Annotated in this window: 14 protein-coding genes and 1 pseudogene; 6 read left to right on the top strand and 9 right to left on the bottom strand. The window is 54.3% G+C overall.

The features are described 5' to 3' along the window. Positions 1-115 precede the first annotated feature (115 nt). Positions 116-1,792 (top strand): annotated as a pseudogene (locus N6V40_RS01600) (FAD-binding dehydrogenase). A gap of 149 nt (positions 1,793-1,941) precedes the next feature. Here the strand turns inward: N6V40_RS01600 and N6V40_RS01595 are convergent. Next, positions 1,942-2,784 (bottom strand): HAD-IIA family hydrolase, encoded by an 843-nt coding sequence (locus N6V40_RS01595; protein ID WP_131090643.1) that lies wholly within the window; start codon positions 2,782-2,784, stop codon positions 1,942-1,944. A gap of 138 nt (positions 2,785-2,922) precedes the next feature. On the opposite strand from N6V40_RS01595, the gene N6V40_RS01590 reads away from it, so the two are divergent. The 5 genes from N6V40_RS01590 to N6V40_RS01570 all read left to right on the top strand — a co-directional run bounded on the left by N6V40_RS01590 (position 2,923) and on the right by N6V40_RS01570 (position 8,734). Continuing rightward, the gene (locus N6V40_RS01590; protein ID WP_131090642.1) at positions 2,923-3,579 is read left to right on the top strand and encodes a TrmH family RNA methyltransferase; all 657 of its coding nucleotides are present in this window, start codon (positions 2,923-2,925) and stop codon (positions 3,577-3,579) included. A 106-nt stretch (positions 3,580-3,685) separates the two neighbouring features. Beyond that, positions 3,686-5,083 carry a M23 family metallopeptidase gene (locus N6V40_RS01585; RefSeq protein WP_262198693.1) on the top strand — a complete coding sequence of 466 codons (1,398 nt, stop codon included), beginning with the start codon at positions 3,686-3,688 and terminating at the stop codon, positions 5,081-5,083. A 161-nt stretch (positions 5,084-5,244) separates the two neighbouring features. Further along, positions 5,245-6,267, top strand: coding sequence for a class II fructose-bisphosphate aldolase (fbaA, locus tag N6V40_RS01580; protein ID WP_262198691.1), 1,023 nt, complete (start codon positions 5,245-5,247; stop codon positions 6,265-6,267). A gap of 2 nt (positions 6,268-6,269) precedes the next feature. Then, positions 6,270-6,686 (top strand): DUF3151 domain-containing protein, encoded by a 417-nt coding sequence (locus N6V40_RS01575; RefSeq protein ID WP_131090639.1) that lies wholly within the window; start codon positions 6,270-6,272, stop codon positions 6,684-6,686. 95 nt (positions 6,687-6,781) lie between these two features. Then, positions 6,782-8,734, top strand: a complete 1,953-nt coding sequence (locus tag N6V40_RS01570; RefSeq protein ID WP_131090638.1) for a serine/threonine-protein kinase — start codon at positions 6,782-6,784, stop codon at positions 8,732-8,734. 110 nt (positions 8,735-8,844) lie between these two features. Here the strand turns inward: N6V40_RS01570 and N6V40_RS01565 are convergent, their stop codons facing one another. The 8 genes from N6V40_RS01565 to N6V40_RS01530 form a co-directional block, all read right to left on the bottom strand. Next, positions 8,845-9,807: a hypothetical protein gene (locus N6V40_RS01565; protein WP_131090637.1), complete on the bottom strand. Its 963-nt coding sequence runs from the start codon at positions 9,805-9,807 to the stop codon at positions 8,845-8,847. A gap of 2 nt (positions 9,808-9,809) precedes the next feature. Beyond that, positions 9,810-10,403 carry a DUF805 domain-containing protein gene (locus N6V40_RS01560; protein ID WP_131090636.1) on the bottom strand — a complete coding sequence of 198 codons (594 nt, stop codon included), beginning with the start codon at positions 10,401-10,403 and terminating at the stop codon, positions 9,810-9,812. A gap of 47 nt (positions 10,404-10,450) precedes the next feature. After that, complete coding sequence (locus tag N6V40_RS01555; protein ID WP_262198685.1) at positions 10,451-10,720, bottom strand: DUF1307 domain-containing protein; 270 nt, start codon at positions 10,718-10,720, stop codon at positions 10,451-10,453. Beyond that, positions 10,627-10,929 carry a hypothetical protein gene (locus N6V40_RS01550; protein ID WP_262199779.1) on the bottom strand — a complete coding sequence of 101 codons (303 nt, stop codon included), beginning with the start codon at positions 10,927-10,929 and terminating at the stop codon, positions 10,627-10,629. The genes N6V40_RS01555 and N6V40_RS01550 overlap by 94 nt, the downstream gene beginning before the upstream one ends. Positions 10,930-11,134: 205 nt before the next feature. Continuing rightward, positions 11,135-15,454, bottom strand: a complete 4,320-nt coding sequence (locus N6V40_RS01545; protein WP_262198682.1) for a type VII secretion EssC family protein — start codon at positions 15,452-15,454, stop codon at positions 11,135-11,137. Between the two features lie 81 nt (positions 15,455-15,535). Next, positions 15,536-16,849 (bottom strand): type 1 periplasmic-binding domain-containing protein, encoded by a 1,314-nt coding sequence (locus tag N6V40_RS01540; RefSeq protein WP_131090633.1) that lies wholly within the window; start codon positions 16,847-16,849, stop codon positions 15,536-15,538. After that, positions 16,849-18,447, bottom strand: coding sequence for a hypothetical protein (locus N6V40_RS01535; protein ID WP_262198678.1), 1,599 nt, complete (start codon positions 18,445-18,447; stop codon positions 16,849-16,851). Before N6V40_RS01535 ends, N6V40_RS01540 begins: the two co-directional genes overlap by 1 nt. Further along, the gene (locus N6V40_RS01530) at positions 18,423-20,087 is read right to left on the bottom strand and encodes a hypothetical protein (RefSeq protein WP_262198676.1); all 1,665 of its coding nucleotides are present in this window, start codon (positions 20,085-20,087) and stop codon (positions 18,423-18,425) included. The genes N6V40_RS01535 and N6V40_RS01530 overlap by 25 nt, the downstream gene beginning before the upstream one ends. Positions 20,088-20,373: the final 286 nt, after the last annotated feature.

Raw genomic sequence — 20,373 nt, 5'->3', positions numbered from 1 at the left:
TAGCGATGTGCCTGAGAGTAGCCACCAGCAGTATTCAATTCATTTTCTAGTGAGTACAGTTCGAATCCAAAGCCTGAGGTGATCAATCGGCCTCAGAATAATTGGGGTGGATTTGATGGACGCGGACGTCATTATTGTTGGTGCTGGTCTTGCCGGTCTGGTTGCGAGCAACGAAATAGTCAAGGCCGGCAAGAAAGTACTGATCGTTGAGCAGGAGAACGCCGCGAACCTGGGCGGTCAGGCCTTCTGGTCTTTTGGCGGAATCTTCATGGTTGATACCCCGATGCAGCGCCGCTTCGGGGTACATGATTCTTTTGACCTCGCTTGACAAGACTGGCAAGGGTCAGCCGGGTGGGATCGCTTGGACGGTGAACATCCCGAAGATCAATGGGCGCAGAAGTGGGGGCGCGCCTATGTTGAGTTTGCTGCCAGCGACAAACGCCAGTGGCTCCAAGAGCAGGGGGTGAAGTTCACTCCCTTGGTCGGTTGGGCAGAACGTGGCAGCTTCGCTGCCAATGGTCACGGCAACTCTGTACCCCGGTTCCACATCCCATGGGGCACTGGCACCGGAATCTCAGAACCTTTTGCCAATAAGGCACGTGAAGCGGTCGAATCAGGTCTTGTGCAGTTTGCCTTCCGACATCAGGTTGATGGGCTAGTCTTCACCGCAGATAAGGTCACCGGCGTGCACGGAACAGTCTTGGCTCCAGAGACGGCCAAGCGCGGAGCACCTTCGAACCGTCAAGCAATCGGCACTTTCGAATTCACCGCACAGGCAGTAGTTATTGCTAGTGGCGGGATTGGTGGCAACCACGAACAAGTCAGAAAATGGTGGCCACAGTCTCTGGGAACTCCGCCTAAAAAGATGATTACCGGGGTACCCGAATATGTTGATGGGCGCATGCTTGATATTGCCAATGAGCACGGAGTTCGGCTAGTAAACCGCGACCGCATGTGGCATTACACCGAAGGGCTACAGAACTGGAACCCAATCTGGCCTTCCCATGCCATCCGGATCCTCCCTGGGCCATCATCGATTTGGCTTGATGCCCGTGGGCGCCGACTTCCCGCTCCAGGGCTGCCAGGTTATGACACTCTTGGCACGCTAAAGATCCTGCGCACAACAGAAGATATCCGTGACTACGACTACTCCTGGTTCATCCTTGACCAGTCAATTATCAAAAAGGAATTTGCACTCTCCGGATCAGAACAGAACCCCGACATCACCAACCGAGACGTGAAGTTGCTCATAAAAAGCAGGCTTGGCCGTTCGGCTACCGGTCCGGTGGAGGACTTCAAAAAATATGGTGAGGACTTCGTAGTGGCCGATACCCTTGAGCAGCTGGTTGACTCCATGAACAAGCTGAGCGGAGACCATCTGCTTGATCTTGATGAGATTGCCAGCATCCTGAAGGCTCGGGATAACGAGGTGGACAATCCGTGCTCCAAGGATGCGCAGACCATCGGTATTCAGAACAGCCGCAGGTACCTGGGCGATAAGCTCTTCCGCACGGCAAAACCGCATAAGATCCTGGATAAGAAACATGGTCCGCTGATAGCGGTCAGACTATGGGTCGTTACGCGCAAGACTCTCGGCGGAATCCAGACTGACCTTGCGGGTCGTGCGCTCGGTTTAGACGGAACACCGATTCCCGGACTCCTTGCCGCTGGTGAAGCCGCCGGTTTTGGCGGCGGAGGGGCCCACGGCTACAACGCTTTGGAAGGTACTTTCCTTGGTGGCTGTATTTTCACCGGCAGAACAGTTGGTCGCTCGTTGGCTCAAGTGCTCTGAGCGGGGGATAAACCATGACCGTAGCTAGCTGAGCATGATGCGAAATCGCGGCGGCCCATGGTCAACGGAGTGAGGCTGATCCCGGTTACAACACCGATGAAAAAAGCGGCCGGAACATTCCGGCCGCTCCTTTATGGTTCTGGATTTGGTTACTTCTTAGCTTCCTTGGCTTCAGGAACTACCGCGTCCTTGGCCAGTTCTGCGTGAAGGTTCGCCACGGATGGGTACTGAAGGTCCGGACGGAATGGGAAAGTATCCATATCTTCACGGGCGGTGATGCCGGTGAAGACCAAAGCGGTAAGTAGACCAGCTTCCATGCCAGCAACAATGTCGGTGTCCATGCGGTCACCAATCATTGCAGTGGTTTCCGAGTGTGCATCAATGCGGTTCAAAGCAGAGCGGAACATCATCGGGTTGGGCTTGCCAACTACATATGGTTCGCGGTTGGTTGCACGAGAAATCAGCGCAGCAATGGCACCGGTGGCTGGCAGCAGACCTTCTGCCGATGGGCCGGTAGCGTCAGGGTTGGTTGCGATGAACTTGGCGCCGCCTTCAATCAGTCGGATCGCCTTGGTGATCGCTTCGAAGGAGTAGGTGCGAGTTTCGCCCAAAACCACATAGTCAGGATTCTGGTCAGTCATGATGAATCCGGCATCGTGCAACGCGGTGGTTAGCCCGGCTTCGCCGATAACAAAGGTGCGTCCACCCGGACGCTGGCGAGCTAAGAATTCAGCGGTAGCCATCGCGGAGGTCCAGATGTTTTCTTCAGGGACGTCCAAGCCGGAAGCCAGCAACCGGGCACGCAAGTCACGTGGGGTGTAAATGGAGTTGTTGGTCAAGACTAGGAAACGCAGGTTGTTTTCGCGCCAGTAGCTCATCAGCTCTGCGGCACCCTTAACAGCCTGATTTTCATGGACAAGAACGCCGTCCATGTCAGTAAGCCAGCACTTGATGTCGTGGACAGTGCGGGCAGCGCGGTTGGTAGTCGTCACGAGGTGAAGTCCTCCCTGATGAAATTGTGGTGGGAGCTATCTGCGTTGAAAGAATCCCCTGCTACTAAAAAGACTACACAGCCTTGGAGAATTGCGCCGTGAACAAGGGCACGATTAGAAAGAACTACGCTTAATAACGTGAATCAAGAAACGCAGGAACCAGTAAACGACCCCAGCGAGCAGCATGTCATTGGAGTGGGCCCTTGGGAAGGGGAGCATCCAACCGACGAAAAGTATGATCTTGAGCTGCTAGCCAACGGTGATCGTCGCAATGTTGCTGACAAGTATCGCTACTGGAACATGGACTCGATCATCGCGGATTTGGATGAGCGTCGCCACGATTTCCATATCGCCATTGAAAACTGGCAGCACGACATGAATATCGGCACGGTGGTGCGAAGTGCCAACGCGTTCCTCGCCAAAGAGGTCCACATTATTGGTCGTCGCCGGTGGAACCGCAGGGGAGCGATGGTGACCGATCGTTACCAACACGTGCGTCATCACCCAACGGTCGATGATTTTGTTACCTGGGCGGAATCCGAGGGGCTGACCATTTTGGGGATCGATATCTTCCCTGACTCCGTACCTTTGGAAACCTACGACATTCCAAAGAATTGTGTTTTGGTGTTTGGCCAGGAAGGACCCGGGTTAAGCCCTGAAGTTCATGCGGCAGCCAAAGACACCTTGTCAATTGAACAGTTCGGTTCAACGCGTTCTATCAATGCGGCCTCGGCCGCTGGAATTGCCATGCACGCATGGATCCGCAGACACGTTTTTGGGCAACAGGTGGGGTAACGGAGAAATTAATACTCATGAGTATTAGTCGAGCATATGGATTAGTTACTTTTTTCAGCTTACTCTGGAATCCAGTTATGGAAATGTGATCTGGGAGCGAGTGGCTGTGAAACGTCGTCATCAAGTGAATCATGACTTACTTCTGCCCGGGTTACACCGAAAGAAACGACCAGCAGTTGTGTGGTCAGCCTCGGTGATTGCGGCCCTGGGGTTGACCGGCGCATTAGCAATCCCATTGGTAGCCCAGCCAGCTGATACTCGTCAGGGGAACGTCCAGGTGTCCATGGACGCCGTCGCTGACGCTTCCTTGGCCTACGGGCCGGTGTTTGTCAGTGTTGATGCTCCGCTGAATGCTTTTGGGGCCTCGGGTAGGCAACTTGCCATCGACGGACGTCCCATCGGAATGGTGGCCGGTGCCTTAGATGCCTCCGAAGTGGTAGAAGCTGAGACCGTGGACGCGGAACAGAGTGCCGAAAGCGAAGAAGAAAATACCGCCAGTACTGCACTTTTGGCTGGCACGGTAGGCGAGATTGGCAAGCTCCCGGGAGACCTGCAGTTGATGCACCCGGTGACTTCACGCCGAATTTCTAGCCCTTATGGTTGGCGTTCGAACCCTACCGGTGCCGGAAACCAGATCCACATTGGTCAGGACTACCCAGTATCTTGTGGCTCTCCTGTCTACGCCTCTGAAGATGGAACGGTGAGCGTTTCGGGATGGGCAGGCCACTCTGGCATGCGTGTGAGCATCGATCACGGATCAAATATCCAAACCGGCTATAGCCACAACTCGAAGCTCATCGCTAAGGTGGGGCAGCACGTACAACAGGGCGAGTTGATCGCCTTGGCCGGTACCACCGGTAATTCCACCGGATGCCACGTGCATTTTGAAGTCATCATTGATGGTCGGTGGCACGATCCACGCAACTACCTGCCTTTGATCCCTGGCCAGCGTCAGGCAATGATCAATTCCCAGCGTCTGACCGTCGGCGCAAACTCTGCTCCAAAGAGTGGTGCTCCACGAAGCTCCGCACCTTCTACCAATCAGCCGGATCCGGACATTATTGTTCCGGAGAACGACACTCCATACATTCCTAGCCCAGCTCCCAAGCCGCGTCCGGTGCCAACTAAGACGGTCAAGCCGACACCGACCCACAGCGAGACTAAGACTCCTACCCCAACAATGAGTCCAAGTACCTCAACTGCGCCGCCCGAAAGCACCACCAAGGCGCCTTCACCTAGTGCGAAGCCAACGCCTAGTACGTCGCCAACAAAAATTCCTTCGCCAATGCCTACAACTAAGGCGCCTGAACCCACCACCTCGAATTCGGCACCGCCGGTACAAAGTACACCGGATAAAGAGCCGACTACGCCCTCGCCAACGGTGAGCAGCACGCAGGAAAAGAAGAGTGGCGCTAGCTCGCCAACAGGCTCAGAAGGCTCGAGCGGCAGTGCTACCCCGAGTACAACAGGTAGCGCCAGCAGCTCAGCATCGATAACCCAATAAGCAACCATCCGTGAGGTGGTGGCGCTCTGCATTGCAAATACAGGTTCTTTACCGTGTCACGATATGAGATTTTAGGTTGAGATAGTGACCTAGGCGATAGGATGGATGGCGAACCGCCGTCAATGGAGACGCGAAACCTCGCTAATCACCAGGAGTGAAGCATGCCTATCGCAACCCCCGATAAGTACAATGCCATGATCGACGCTGCCAAGGCTGGCGGCTACGCCTTCCCAGCAGTAAACGTGACCAGTTCGCAGACCCTGAATGCCGCTATTCGCGGCTTCGCTGAAGCTGAGTCTGACGGCATCATTCAGGTCTCCACGGGCGGTGCCGCCTACTGGTCCGGTGCCTCCGTTAAGGACATGGTTGTTGGCTCGTTGGGCTTCGCAGCTTTCGCTCGCGAAGTAGCCAAGAAGTACGGCGTCAACATCGCCCTGCACACCGACCACTGCCCAGCAGAGAAGCTGGATAGCTTTGTGCTGCCACTGTTGGCTGCATCTGAAGCAGAAGTTGCTGCAGGCCGCGACCCATTCTTCAACTCCCACATGTGGGATGGCTCGGCTGAGACCCTTGAAGAGAACCTGCGTATTGCTGCAGAACTGCTGCCACGCACCGCTGCTGCCAAGCAGATCCTCGAAGTTGAAATCGGCGCAGTGGGCGGCGAAGAAGACGGCGTAGAAAACGCTATCAACGACAAGCTGTACTCCACCGTTGAAGATGCACTGGCTACCATCGACGCTTTGGGCGCCGGTGAAAAGGGCCGCTACATCACCGCACTGACCTTCGGTAACGTACACGGCGTGTACAAGCCAGGTAACGTGAAGCTGCGTCCGGAGATCCTGAAGGATATCCAGGCTCAGGTTGGTGGCAAGATCGGCAAGGCTAACCCATTCGACCTCGTCTTCCACGGTGGTTCGGGCTCCTCCGATAAGGAAATCGCGGATGCTGTTTCCTACGGTGTTATCAAGATGAACATTGACACCGACACCCAGTACGCATTCACCCGTCCAGTCGCCGGCCATATGCTGGGCAACTACGACGGCGTGCTGAAGATCGACGGCGAAGTCGGCAACAAGAAGACCTACGACCCACGCGTATGGGGTGCCAAGGCCGAAGAGTCCATGGCAGCTCGCATCGTTGAAGCTGCTCGTCAGCTGGGTTCGGCCGGAAAGTCGCTGAAGTAAATATGGCTGGCGAAAACCTGTTGGGCATTCCAGAAACTCTGCTTCCTGAGGAATCTGAGGTTTTGGCTCGCCTTGAAGCTGGCGATGAGCCAACGGACCTGGCCGCCAAGTTCCCATCATCCTCTTTGGTGTGGGCACTGCTGGCTGATGAAGCGCACGGCGAAGGCCGCATTGTGGAGTCCTACGCGTTTGCTCGTGTTGGCTACCACCGTGGTCTGGATTCGCTGCGTAAAGCCGGTTGGCGCGGACAGGGACCAGTTCCTTGGAGCCACGCGCCGAACCGCGGCTTCCTGCGTTCGCTGTATGCGCTGGGCCGTGCGGCTGCAGCCATCGGTGAAGCTGAAGAAGTTGATCGCATCGGCAAGTTCCTGAACGATTCGGATGCTTCTGCCAAGGCTGAAATCGAAGCCGGCAAGTAAGTATTTTGACTCTGCAAACGGCGGTTCTTCCCTTTTGGGGAAGAACCGCCGTTTGGTGCGTAGTTGAGTAGTAAAGGAAATTAGAAACTAACATTATGAGCGTTCTGCAAGCAGGCGATGCACTAGGTTCCAGCTACAAGCTGATCAAGAAAATTGGCTCCGGCGCTGTCGGAGAAGTTTGGTGTGTCAGCCAAGAGCGTGGAGGCCCAGATCTAGCCGCCAAGCTCTTACGCCAAGAACATGTGCAAGACTCAGACTTGGTGGAGAAATTCATCAAAGAGCGCTCAGTGCTTTTGAATCTGAAGCACCAAAATATTGTTGTCGCTAGAGACCTCGTAGTCGAAGGTCAGCAACTAGCCATCGTCATGGACCTTGTCGAAGGTGGGACGCTTAGAGACGCCTTAGAAGCGCAGGGGACACTGGCCCCTTCCTCGGCCATTGACTACACAGTGCAGGTTCTGGACGCCTTGGCTGCGGCTCATCAAAAGGGTGTCACCCATCGTGACATCAAACCGGACAATGTCCTCTTGGATCACGCACAAGCGAAGGTCTCTGACTTTGGTATCGCCTCTGTGCTTCAGGGAGCTAAAAAGAGCACTTCCGGCATGCTCGGCACCCCGGCCTATATGCCTCCCGAGCTGTTTACTCGCGGTGAAGCCGGCACCGCAGGAGACATCTATGCCGCGGGTGTGCTGCTTTACGAGTTGCTTGCTGGCCGAACTCCTTTTGCTGGAACTGGTAATGACTACACGTTGTCCTTCCGACACGTTTCTACCGTTCCACCACGCTTAGATATTCCAGATCCATTATGGGATGGCTTGTCATCCATGCTGGAGAAGGACCCTTCGCTTCGACCTGATGCAACTTCTGCTGCGCACCAGCTTCGTGGGCTAAGCAAAAAATACACGCAACTGCCTGCGCTTGAATCAGTCACCGCGCCAGAGCAATTTGAAGAGCTTGAACGTCCCGCCACGGTCATTCGAAGCAAGGACAAGCCAAGAACCACAAGCGATGCAAAACCTGCTGGATCGCTTAACCCAAGCGACCTGCCGGATTTGGGTGTGCCGGCCAATCACACCGTCGTTCGCCCGATGGCAACAAGGAAACCAGCAGCTCCCGTTGACGAAGAACCAACAACGGACCAGAAAAACCAATTCAGCCGTCCCGAGTGGCTGACCACGAAGGCTATGTGGCTACTTGGCGCTGCAGCCTTCCTCATCGTGGCGCTGGTACTCGGGTTTACCTTGATTCCTGGATCATCGGGCAAGGGCAAAACAAGCGACGAAGCGCTCACCGCAACGCAACAAGATCAAATCTTGCCTTCAGGGCTGGGCATATCCCGTCGTGCGGAGTACAAACCTCAAACGGGCGAAGTGGAGCTGACGCTAACTTATGCTGCTCAGAAGACACCGCTGCGAGGAGAGCTCTTTGAATCTCTGCCAGCTCCTGGGGAGGCAGGTAACTGCCCGAACGTTACTTGGGAAGGCGCCAAAGCCACACGCAACCAGCAGAGCATCAATGGTGTGGCAGCTGACTGTGGATGGCAATTGAGCGAACTAGCCATTCCTAAGCAATCTACTGCTGAAGTCAAAGCAAAACTAAACGTGGAGATTGCAGACCAGCAGGCGTTGGATCAGTGGCTGAAAAATGCTGCTGAGGCGACACTTACGGCAATGACGGATCCTGCCACTGAGGGCAGTGCTTATCCCGCTCAGCGACTGCAAGACATTGCGGTAAAGACTCCAACCAGGACAGTCAGTCAAACTCCGCTACCGGTGAAGTTGATTCCTGTTTGGCCTTCAGGGCCTGACGAACTCAATCCGATATACGCCAGCCCAGCGACAGGAAAACCCACCGCAGTGTTGCAAGCTGTTTCCCAAGGTGAAAGTGGAGTTCGTTTCTCGGACGGCTGCTCGGGTGCCTTGGCGGTGTCTAAAGATGGACTGGTGGTTACCGCGCTGTCAGTGTCACCGCAATGTACCGTTCGAGCAACGGTAGGCAACTTTACTGAGCTGGTCAGCAACCAGTTCAGCATTACGACTCGATGATGTGAACGACGCGGTGAGTTCTCACCTAGAAGCAACGCAACCGACCTGTTAAAAACGTCAGCCACGACGCAGGAGAACAGAACTGCGACGTGGCTGACGGAGATACGTTGTTAGCCGTTATTGACGGGCTGAGTCGTATCGGTTTGTGCTTCCCTCGTGGACGCGAACGGACGAGCCTCGTAGGCTTCGTCTCCTTCGGACCACTTCTTGCCCGCTTGGATAGGCGCTCCAACTGCGAAGCGGTCTACTGCTTCAGCGACAGCCTGAACCGAGTTCAACATTTCCTCACCAAAGACCGCTGGCCTGAACCCGGGGAAGGTCCTAGCGGTGTTCTTGGACTTCTTGTGCGCTTTAGGCTGCTGACCGTAGGGGTCAACCATGCTCGCGTTCGCGGCCGGATCATCCAGCAGTTGAATCCACTGCTGCGCTGAGGCAGGCAAGGTTGAATCCTCGGTGTAGAAGAGAATATATCCTTGCTTGGGTCCACCGAACACGTCAATGCGAGCGCCCTTATTGAAGGCACTGAAACGAGTTCGTTTCTTGCCGTTCAGTGACTGGAGGAGCGCCTGCAAGTCTGCTGGAGTGGCTACAGAATTATCAAATTCCATACGTCCTTCACGCCACCAAGTGATGAGACTATTGTCGTTTTTACTCTGGAGGGCGAGAGCTTCCCGGTGTTGCTCGACCGATTCTTCTTCGCTTTTGAATCCGACGGATATCGCGATGGGCACGCCAACGATCAGACCAATTATGGCTGCGATGCAAGTTGACAGTGCACCGTTCGAAGAGAAGTTGTCCGCTAGTCCGATGACGATGAATACCAAGACGATATCCACCAGGATCGCGACCACTCGTGGCAGATAACGGATGAGCACAATTGAGATTGCCACACCGAGGATCAGCCCGAGAAGGTAACCCACCACGGGCGGAAAGTATCCAGTAAAGAGATTCTTGAAACCAATGGTGCGAGAATACGTGAGGAAGCTGATGGAGATCATCAGTGCTACAGCCACTTGTGCACGTTTCACTACGCCGCTAGAGGCGCGACGCTTCCGTGTGGTGGTTGGCTGCATACTTAGGAAACCTGTCCCGCCCGGTCAAAGCGCGCGCCTTCAGGCTTGGAAGGCAGCAGCGTCAGGATGAGCAGGATGATTCCACCTACGCCAGGAACCAGCGAGATGAAGTACCAAGGGCCTGGGCGGTTGGTATCGTGCAGACGGCGCCAGGTGATGGCCAAGTTAGGAACAATTAGTGCAAGGGTAATCAGAAGCAAAAGTGCCACGCCGAGGTAAATCCATACCGAGTCCGGGCTTTGGATTCCACCAGGGCCTCGGGTGTAGGTAGCCATGTCATCACCGTCAACGGTTCCGTACGGTACCTCCACCTGGTACTTATCGGCCCACGCGATGCCACGGGCTACACCAATCGTCATGAATATCGAGGGAATCAGGCTGACGATAAAGGTGAAGAGCGCTACGTACCAGTACTCACTGCGCGATGCTCGCCCGCTGAAGGTGGCGTACTTCTTGAAGTAACGCGAGATGGCCTGCCCGAATGAAGCCCCGTAGAGAGGCTGGTCCAAAGGCTGTGCCGATGAGGCTGGCTGTTGAACCTCTGGCGCGTTGTAGTCAGGGTTTTGCTGGGTCAAATCTTGTGGAGTTGAAGTCATGAGGTTGAAAATCCTTCTGCAGTAGTCGAAAAAGTTGGACGGCCGAATTACTGTTCTTTGGTGTACCCAATTTTGGTCAGCGCATCAATGGTCTTCTGCAGGTCCACAAAGTCGGTGGCATTTTCGCCGGTGAAGTCCCCCTGAATGATGTCGAGTTCTTTGAGCTTGGCAAGATCTGCATCTTCGAACTTCACTTCGGTGTACTCGAGCGCTTTGTTGTCGTTTACTGCGTAGCGGTATTCAACTCCATCGACGCCATTGGTCTTTTGCTGGTAGTCGTAAATTGCGCCTTTGATAGCGTCAGGGGTGACGCCCATTTTTTGAAATCGATGGCATTGGAGCCGTACTGTTCGATCAGGCGGTCACCTTTGGAAACAAGAACCATTTCCGACTTGACACCGTTTTGGTCAGTGACCATTTTGACAGCCTGCGTGCCGCAGCCAGTGAGCAGTGTGGTGCCCAAGAGCAATGCGGCGGTGCCGATGGCTAACTGACGTTTTTTCTTTGATGGGCGAGTGACGCTCATATGCTTTTTCCTTTGCTACGTACATGACGGTCCGACGGGCCACGAAGAATTGAGAAAATTCGGGATATTTGATTCGAACTCTCTGTCGACTTCGTAGACTTATCCACCCTAACCACGCTTATTACTGAATTTTCAAACTGATGAAGTTACAGGGGTTGGTTCGTTGCTTCGTTCTCCGTCTGTTGGCTGCCGCTGTTATCCGTCCTCAGGCATCGGTTTTGAGATCGGCAGGGCTGACGGTTTGCACTAGAGTGATGTGTCCTCCGGTATGCATATATCCACGACCCGGCGTCAGCGCCACAGGTGTTTTACCCGGCATATCGATGCCGAAAATTGATTGGTCCTTGTACGGATCAGGCTGCAGGAGAACACCGGTGCCATAGCTTCTGAGAACCTTCTGCCAGCTATAGAGGCTCCTCAGTTCTGCGCTACGACCAGCGCCAATAATGCAGACTCCTTCTGGGCCGCTCTTGAGCAAGTTCTCTATCGCAGACCCCTGATCATCTAGCTTTTCAACATCGTCAAGCAGCAAGAATCGAGGCCCCTCGCGGAACATCAAATCGTTGATAAGGCCACTGATATCGGCACCGGGTGCGCAGACTCTTTCAAGTCCAGCATCACTGAGCGGGGAGCGCTTGTCGCAGATAGCCCAGACAGTGGGAGCTGGTGCACCTTCGACCCGCGTTTGTTGCAGCATCTGTGACAGAGCAATCATCAACGTTGACTTGCCCGAGCGTGCGGGACCGGCGATCAACACGTGCTCCTGCGGGTATATCTCTAGGAACGCTGGAGACAAGTCACTTTCACGAATGCCCACCGGAATCTTCCAAGACTCGTCATCAAGCACCGGAATTGCGTTCAGCTCCGTCGAGGAGAGTTCACCCGGTAGATTACGGATCAATGCTGGCCTTGGTCCACGGTTGCCCCAATGCGAATCGACAAAAGCGACTGCTTCGGAAATATCTGAACCGACAGTGGCAATATGCATTTGCTGTAATTCATTAATGCTGACGCAACGCCCAGGTACGGGCGCAGGGATATTTCCTCGCTTGATACCTAACGCGCTGTATTCATGATGATCCGAGAGCTTGAATACCCATTTTTGAGTGGTAATAGCATTCATGGCAGTTGGGATTCTGGTATTGATCGAACTAGTCACCGCGAAGTGCAAGCCGAGGGCAGGGCCCTCGGCGTAGGCCCGCATGAACTGTTCCATCAAGGAACCAGCTGATCCGTACGCGTCGAACTCTTCGCGAAGGGCAACAAATCCGTCGACCAAGATGATGGTCTTCTTCCGTCGGTGCGGATCAGCTTTACGGGCAGAGAGCTCATTGCCCAGGTGGCGCAGGAAGCGTGCTTGACGTTCTTTGCTCCCTTGATCAGTCCCTACGTAGGCAAGGGTGTGGGGTAGGCGCGAGAGGGGGCGAAGCGATCCTGCTCCCAAATCCAACACCATTAGATCTAGATCGTCGGGGTCCGTGTTCAATGCGGCGTTCAGAGCTAAAGAGCATAACGTGGTGCTGGTGCCTGAGCCTGGGATGCCAACGAGCAGCAGGTTACCTTCTTTCAGATTCCAACCAGTTGAAATCTGACGTTGCAGCTTTGGTTCATCGCGTACGGCGATTTTCAGGACGTTGTTATTAAACCCGCCAGCGGTGTGGATGGCCTCGGGGTTGGTCCCGGGCAGAGTTTCAAATCCTTGAAGCTCGGCCTTTTGACCAAGCGCCTCTGGCCAAACAAAACGCGGTTTTTTTATCGCGAGGTCGTCATTGGCTTCATTGATTGCTTCAATGAGCAAGTCGAGGTCACTGTCCTGGCTGAGTACGGTGTTGGTGTTCAGCGGTTTGGTTCCAGCTGCACCAAAGTTTCCTGGTTCCAACACGTGCAAGGTCGGTCCGCTACTGATGACGGCACGGCCGGTGACCAACGCAGTCTGTACTGCTGAGATATCGTCCTGCCCCAACTTTACGTAGCTTCGACCCATCTGCTTTCGGCTGATGCTGGCCGCAACTGGCACGCCAATAACGTTGTTGGAATCTTCGCGGGACTGTACGCGCAACGCAACACGCAAGTTGGTGTTTGCAAGAATATCTTCGGTCACTACACCAGCCGGACGCTGAGTTGCCAAGATCATGTGCACGCCAAGGGTTCGTCCCACGGCACCCACCGAAACAAGCGACTTGAGCACTTCAGGGAATTCTTTGGCAAGCATTGCAAATTCATCGACCACCAGCAGTAGTCGAGGCATTGGCTCAGCAGGATTGGTTTTGAGATAGGCATCAAGGTTGTCGATGTCCTCGCCAGCGGCAGCGAACTTTCGCTGGCGGCGCTCCATTTCGGCCTCCAACGATTCCAGCGCGCGGGTAGCTAGCTGCTCATCGAGGTTGGAGATAGTTCCGATGGTGTGGGGGAGGGCTTCACATGCAGCGAAGGCTGCGCCGCCCTTGAAGTCCACCAGGATGAAGTTGAGCTTGTCGGGAGCGTTACGCGCGGCTAGGCCAGCGACCATTGAACGCAGGAACTCACTCTTGCCTGAACCGGTGGTGCCACCTACCAGTCCATGCGGACCGTCTTTGACCAGGTCCAGCGACATGACGCCTGCTTCGCTGATGCCGATAGGCGTTTCAAAGCCTTTAGACGTTGCCCAGAGCTGTTTAATCTGGCTCCCGCTGATCTTCTGCAGGCCCAATAAGTCAGGAAGTTTGGAGAGGGAAGGCAAACCAGCGCCGGGCACAACAAGTTCCGGGTCATCAAAGCGAGCCAGAGATTGAGCTGCAATTTCAGCAGATATTTCACTCAAACCACTGATGGTGACGTGCTCAACGGACTGCTGCACATGTCGTTGGTCCACGGTAGCTTCTGCGTCTTCTCGTACGTGAATGACGGTATTACAAGCAGCGGGCAGGTAGTGCTCATCGGTGGCAATGACAATGCCGGAAATCTGATGCTTCCTAGATCCGGGAGCTTTGTAGCCAGTTTCAAAGGACCGCCCGTGCGCAAGTAGGGATCGCGCCGGTGCGTCACGACCTTCGGTTAATACTTCGGAGTCCACCACCATGAGGGTTAAACCGGGGACTTGGGCATCTGTGGCTTCTCGCAGATCTTTGAGTAGCGCTTTGCTTCGTTCACTTTGATCCGATAGCCATTGCTCATGCTCGCTACTGCCATGCCGGCGAGTATGAGGCAGCCACGAGGCAAAACCCCAACCATCTGCGCGACCGCGGTCGCAGAAGACAGCAATCCGAAGATCGGCGGGGCCCACATGGGTTGCAGCTTGGATCACGAGGCTACGCGCTAGGGCAAGCGCTCCTTCGCGTTCGCCAACGATACCCACGACGCCGGCGTTTGAGAGGTCGGCGATTACCGGTGCTGCCAGAAGTTTGTTGGCCTCATAGGTGTCTCGGATGTCCTTATCCATACGAGACACATTGGTTCCCGGAGCCAGTTCGGGTTTCCAGTTGCTCTGGCCGGTGCCGGCGTTCAGCGTCAGTACATCATCATCTTGGGCACGGCGTTGCCACAGGCGAGTAGTTGGGAACCGGCCGGTACGCAGAACGACGGAGGTATCCGGCACCCATTCGCGGATGCGTTCGGCCTCATCTTTAGAAGCTTCAGCCATCTGTTCCTTGAACTCGTCCAAGGCCTGGCTGAAGCGGGATTCTTCTTCGGCGAGGTTTTTCTTGTGGCGGCGCTTTTGCTCGAACCACATACCTATGGCCATTACCGGGCTCAACAACGCGAACATGGCGTACCGTGCGTTGCCCATCATCATGACCATCGCACCGGCCATCAACAATGGCGCAATGACGGTGATGTAACTGAACTTTGATGCCGGAGCAACCACCTTGCGCTCTGGAGGTGTCAGTGGCGGATGGTCTGCAAAAGTACCTGGCCGTGGTGGACGGTTAAAGGGCGCAGTCTGAGCGGAAGTGAGGTTGTGAAGGGAACCAGGCTTAGGAGCCTTTTGCTCCGCAAAATCTGGGCGAAGTAGGATGCTGACCCCGCCAAGGGTGACCGTGGCGGTTTGTGAGATCAATATTCCTTCATCGTCTGCAGGGACTTGTTCCCCATTAACGAAGGTTCCGTTGGTAGATTTTGAGTCGCGGATTCGCACCGCTAATCCAGAATCCGACTGTTCTTCAACTTCAAAGGAAGCATGTTCCCATGACGCGCTTTCGGTATCAAGCTGAATATCGGCGTGAGGCGAACGGCCCAGAAGCAAGCGCCGATGTTCCGGAAGGCTAATCAATGCTCCGGTATTCAATCCGCCAGCGATGGCAGCAATCCAGCCGGAGAAACTCTGTTCAACACTGCTGGGCTGATAGCTAATGATGCTGCCCTCAAGCAACGTCAGGTCACTAAGTAGGGTGCTTGTTTCGGTGCGAACATCATCCACATAGACATCCCGATCCGAAGCGCTCTCCTGTCCGACTTTGGACAACAGGTCGCTCAAAGTCGTGGAATCGTCGGCTCCGTGAATGTCACGGATCATTCGCTGACCGTCAAGGTCGAACGCGATACGCATATGAATCAAGCCCTTCTTCAAAAGTGGACTGCAACGGTCATCAGCTCAAAGTCAGCAGCGCGCTGTGAACGAACGGGAATCCTACTGCGGCGCGGTGACAGCGAACCACTGGTTGGCGGATCCGTCCTTGGTGTTCATAGAGCGCAAACCTAAGTCTTGGTTGGTTAGGCGTAGCTCTTTTGTCTGGCCTGCGAAAGCTTCTTCCGAGTCGAATTTCAAGGCATCCTGAGTCAGCCCGTCGTCGACTCCAAGTGAAAGTCCGTGCAGGTTTTTGGCGACCTTTTGCGGTTGTGTGTTTCGAGCGTCATCAATGGCCCGGACCATCGCGACTACTGCATCATGAGCTCGTGAATCAGCTAGCGGTGCAACTTCACCGAAGGGGCGGTCAGCGGCCAAACTCAAAGTATCTTCGTCGGTAGCCATCTGCTGCACCACTGTTAGATAGCTGTTCATCGCCTGGCCCGACGCTCCTTTACTCAACGCAGCGTCGTCAAAGCTTTGGCTTCCTGCACTGGCAAGTTCGTTGGACAAGCTGGCGTTTTCAGCAATCATTGTCTTGGCAAAGACAGGGCTAGTTGCTTGCGGAGTTAACGCAATAGGCAAGCCGATTTTTGCTTTCTGCAGCTGGGCGACTAACTGAGCTTGGCGCTGTGCAGTGCCACTAACAACTACCGCATCAATGGGGAATTCACGGTCAGTTGAAGCCAGAGACTGGATCGACTTGGCCACGGTACTTAGATCTTCGGAGGCACCAACTTCACGCACGGCTCCAGCGGTCAGACCCTCTAACGGTTCTCCACCAGCATTGAGCAGAATTGGATTAGTTGCTGGCTGAACAATCTTGTTCAGTGTGGAAGCTACATCCTTATTACTTGCGCCAGTGCGGTACATGTCTGAGTACTGAGCTAGCGGACCGTTGTAATAAGGGAGAATAACTGGAAGTCCAGATTTTTGGGCTTCGTCTAGTGCTCCGGAAACGTGGTCGCCTGACGAAGCAATTACGATACCTGAGACATTTGATTTTTTCAGGTCTTCTACCGCGGCTCGTGCTCCGTCCACGGTGCCACGGTCATCGCGAGTTTCAACTGCGATATTGGTTCCACCCAGTTCAAAACGCTTCGCCGCTACCAGTGCACCGTTGGCTGCATCTTTCCATTCAGAGCCTTCGGCATCACCATAGGTGACGACAATTCCGATGGTCGAATCTTTCGGAACTCTTGATGCCTCTAACGCCATCGTGACAGGCGCGTCCGCGATCGGTTCCTTCTTCTGCGCTGGACGGAAAAGTGCACTACCGGCAACAACCAGGCCGATGACAACGAGGAATGCCGCAACAAGGATGATTTTAGTCTTGGGCGACTTTTGAGCGTTGGACTTCTTGTTCTCTTCTTCCATTAGGAATTACCTTCCAAGCGGAACGAGTACAGGGTATTGCTTTGGGCTCCCTGCGGAACTTCAATGCCAAATGCGGGCAGTTCGCTGCTGGCTTGCATTGAAGCTTTCACCTGAGCTTGGCGATGCAGGATTGAGGAAACATCCTCTTCTCGCAGGTTCGCATATTCCTCAGCAGTCTTGCTTGCCAATGCGAGCTGATAGTCAGCAGTTTCAGACAATGCAGCGCTGGTGCTCAATGAACCCAGCAGACCAGAGCCATTCACCTTGCGGTTACCCAGATCCAGGATCACCTTATTCAAGGAAGCAGTGAGCATTGCCTTGGCACCATTCATGTCCCTGGCTGACTGCCCGGACGACTGGGCAATTGCTTCTAGTGCCCCAGCGGTTTGGTCATCCATGCCGCGGCCTAAGGCGTCTGCTTGCTTCTGCAGATCTGCATGCTGCTGCTCAAGGTTTTTCTTTGCGTCATTTTCAACATTGTTAGATGTCGCCAAGAGTCCTGCGACAGAGTGGTCAAAGGCATTGATGACCTCTTCGCGGCTCAGGTTTCCCTGATTAGAAACGACGCGCACTTGAACATTGATGAGTTGGGATGCACTCTTCGAAGAATCAACTGCAGCTTGGGAGAAGGCATCACGGATCTGCGACTCGAGAGCTTTCTGTTGTAGCTCTAGCTGCGACAGGCTGTCTCCAAGATTGGCATTCGTTTCCAGCGTTTTTGCGAACTCCTCATCCAAGTCAGCCAGTGCATTTTTGGCAGAAGATGAATCTGAGTCATCCTGCTTAGTTAACGCATCAAGCTGTCCGCTGAGCTGTTCAAGTTGCTTGGAAAGATCCTTGAGTTCTTCTCCGGCACCATCATTCTTCTTTGAGGTATCGGAGGCATCCAAAACGACAGCCCAGTCCTCAGCCTGATCGCTGAGCTGAACATCCATGGGTGCGTTTAAGTCCTCATCCTGATCGTCTTCAGGAATCTGTCCGACTGGTGGCTGTTCATCGTCCGGTGTCCCCGATGGAGTGGGTTCATCTTCTGGAATGTTTGCGGTTGGAAGGGCTGAGTCAGAAGGCTCCGGCGATTCAAAAGGCTTCGGGGGATTCGGTTCATCTTCGGGGATGTTTGCCGTTGGGAGGGCGGATTCCGAGGCCTCTGGCGACTGTGAAGGCTTTGACCTCACAAAGGCCGCAGGCTCAGCAATGTCGATCTTCTTTTCAGAAGGTGTTGCCGATGCTGAAGGGCTGGAGCTTGAGCTAGGCGCCGGGCTCTCGGATGGAGTCTTGCTTGGTTTCGCCTTATCGCTTGGAGCAGGGCTTTCCGAAGGAGTTGGGCTTTCGCTGTCCAACGGAACCTGTGTCGGGGTCAAAGGCGTGGGGTCTACGTCTTCTGAAGGGGTAGGTTCTTCGGAGTGCTCAGGCACCTGCGACTCAGAAGGACTTGCGGTAGCGCTCGGAATGACTGGTAGATCATCCAAGCAGTCGGCATTGTCCGTGAGGTGATCGAGAAGTTTCTTTGCCTCTTCTGGAGAGATCCCGTGTTCTTCGTCGGACTGCTCCACCAATGAACAGATCTCGTCAATCAGTTCCTGGTTCTGTCCTTGCATGGAGGAGGTTTTTTAGCTTCGCCGATACGTTCAATGTTCTTCTCAGCAAGCGCGTGCAGCGAATCTAGGGAGGCGGTCATCTGTGAAAGCTGTTCCCGCGAAGTGTCGACTGACTCTTTCAACTTTTCGAGATCTTCAGCTTTGATATTTCCACCGGCCTGCCCGTGCAAGCTGTCGAGGTCCTTCTGAGATTCCTCTAGAGACTTAACCAAGTCCTTATGAAGGCTCATGGTGTTGCCGATAAGTTCGGGCTGTAGATCAGCAATCAGTTTTTCCCCGTTGACAACCAAGCCAATTAGTTCTTCGGTAATCTTCATCGAAGATTCGCGGAACGCGCAGGTCATCGATGGGTCATCGCAGTTCTCCGCCGTTGGTTCAGCTGGGCCAATGGAGTCCGCCAAAGCCTGCGATAGGGAATCACGGCAGCCAGAGGTCGCCTTTGCGTATCCGTTGAGCTGAGAAGAGATTTGGCTCAAGCTGGAGTAGGCACTGTAGTTTCGGCCATTGCTTTGTACATTGGCACCGCAGCTGTCACCTTCCAACTGGGCGGAAGCTGGCGCTGCTGAGGTGTCGCCCAACATGGAGTCCATGGCGGAAACAACTTCCGAGAGTTGCTCGTTCGTTTCCTTGCTGGTTGTCTCAGTATTGGCGGCGAGGTCAACGCTAAGCTGCTCGACCTGCTTGTGAACACCCTCCATGGTCTTTGTCAGTGATTCACTGTTAGTTTTTAGGCTCTCCGCTGCGTCAACGCCGAGAGTGCCTGAAGTGGTATCTAGATTTTCTCGGACGTCGGTCATGGTCTTGCCTGCCCGTGCCAACACATCGTTGACGGACATAACGACGTCAATGGTGCGCTTCTGCATTTCAAGTTCGTCTGAACTGTTGCTCTGTGCGCCAGCGGTCAGCACACCAGCCGAGGATGGATCAGTATTCAGGCCTGGTTGAACTGCGATATCAAAACTTGGCACGTCAAAGTTTTCAACGTCGGCTGAAAGGCGCAAGGTCGTCTGAGCTGGCGATACCGGGGGAGCCAAGAGAGTTGCCCATTGAACTACGGTAGTGGCGGACGGGCCACTTCCATCTTTGCTGGCTGAAGACTCATCACCCGTTGACGTGGAGATGATTCCGTTTGTTCCTGATTTGCCGTTGCTATCGGAGGGGTTCAACTGATCAACGCGAACTCCAGGGAGCTCTGCGGAAGCCATCACCGTTAACGGGGCACCAACCAGCGCTGGATCGGTTTTTGACTGGCCGGCTACGTCATAGGAAACGTCTTGGGACTTAACAGTAAGGTTCTGAACGTTCAACCCAATTTCAACTTTGCCCGTATAACCTGCAAGGTCTTCGAGATTTGTACCCGTGGATCCGTCTTCTGCGCGGTAGGTCGTGCTGACGCGGATAGGTAGATCATCAACGAGATCAGAGCCCATCACTTTGTGGTCGCTAGACATCTGCCCGTCTTGGCCTACAGAGACAGAGTCGCTCACGATCTGAGTAATTGACGCGTCGGGTGCTAGGGATACCTGCACACCTTGGGAAATGTTCACAGGGTCTTTGACCTTTGGAGGCGCTTGAGTGCACCCCGCGACGAGCCCAATAGCTGCAAGGGTTGCCGAACCAAGTAATAGCTGACGCTTCATTCTTCTCCCGATAGATAAACCAGAGTCAGTCTAATTGAACCAACGCTGTCGACCGAATTTCGCTTTGTTCATCCACAGGAAAGAGTTAACTTGTAGCTTCAAGTAAGTCGCACGTCGACAAAAGATTACCCGTAAGTTACGTGCGCGAAATCCCCTGTATCGCACGTAAACACTAGAGGGTGTCACTTGTGAGGCGAAAAAGCGACGCAACTCAAGGTGTTGGATGAATTGCGTGACTAGTTATGCTGCGCTAGATTGTAATCAGTCGACCAGTTGGTTGAATAAA

The organism is Glutamicibacter sp. M10, from assembly GCF_025452055.1.
Lineage (GTDB): Bacteria > Actinomycetota > Actinomycetes > Actinomycetales > Micrococcaceae > Glutamicibacter.
This window is presented reverse-complemented; position numbering and strand designations above follow the sequence as displayed.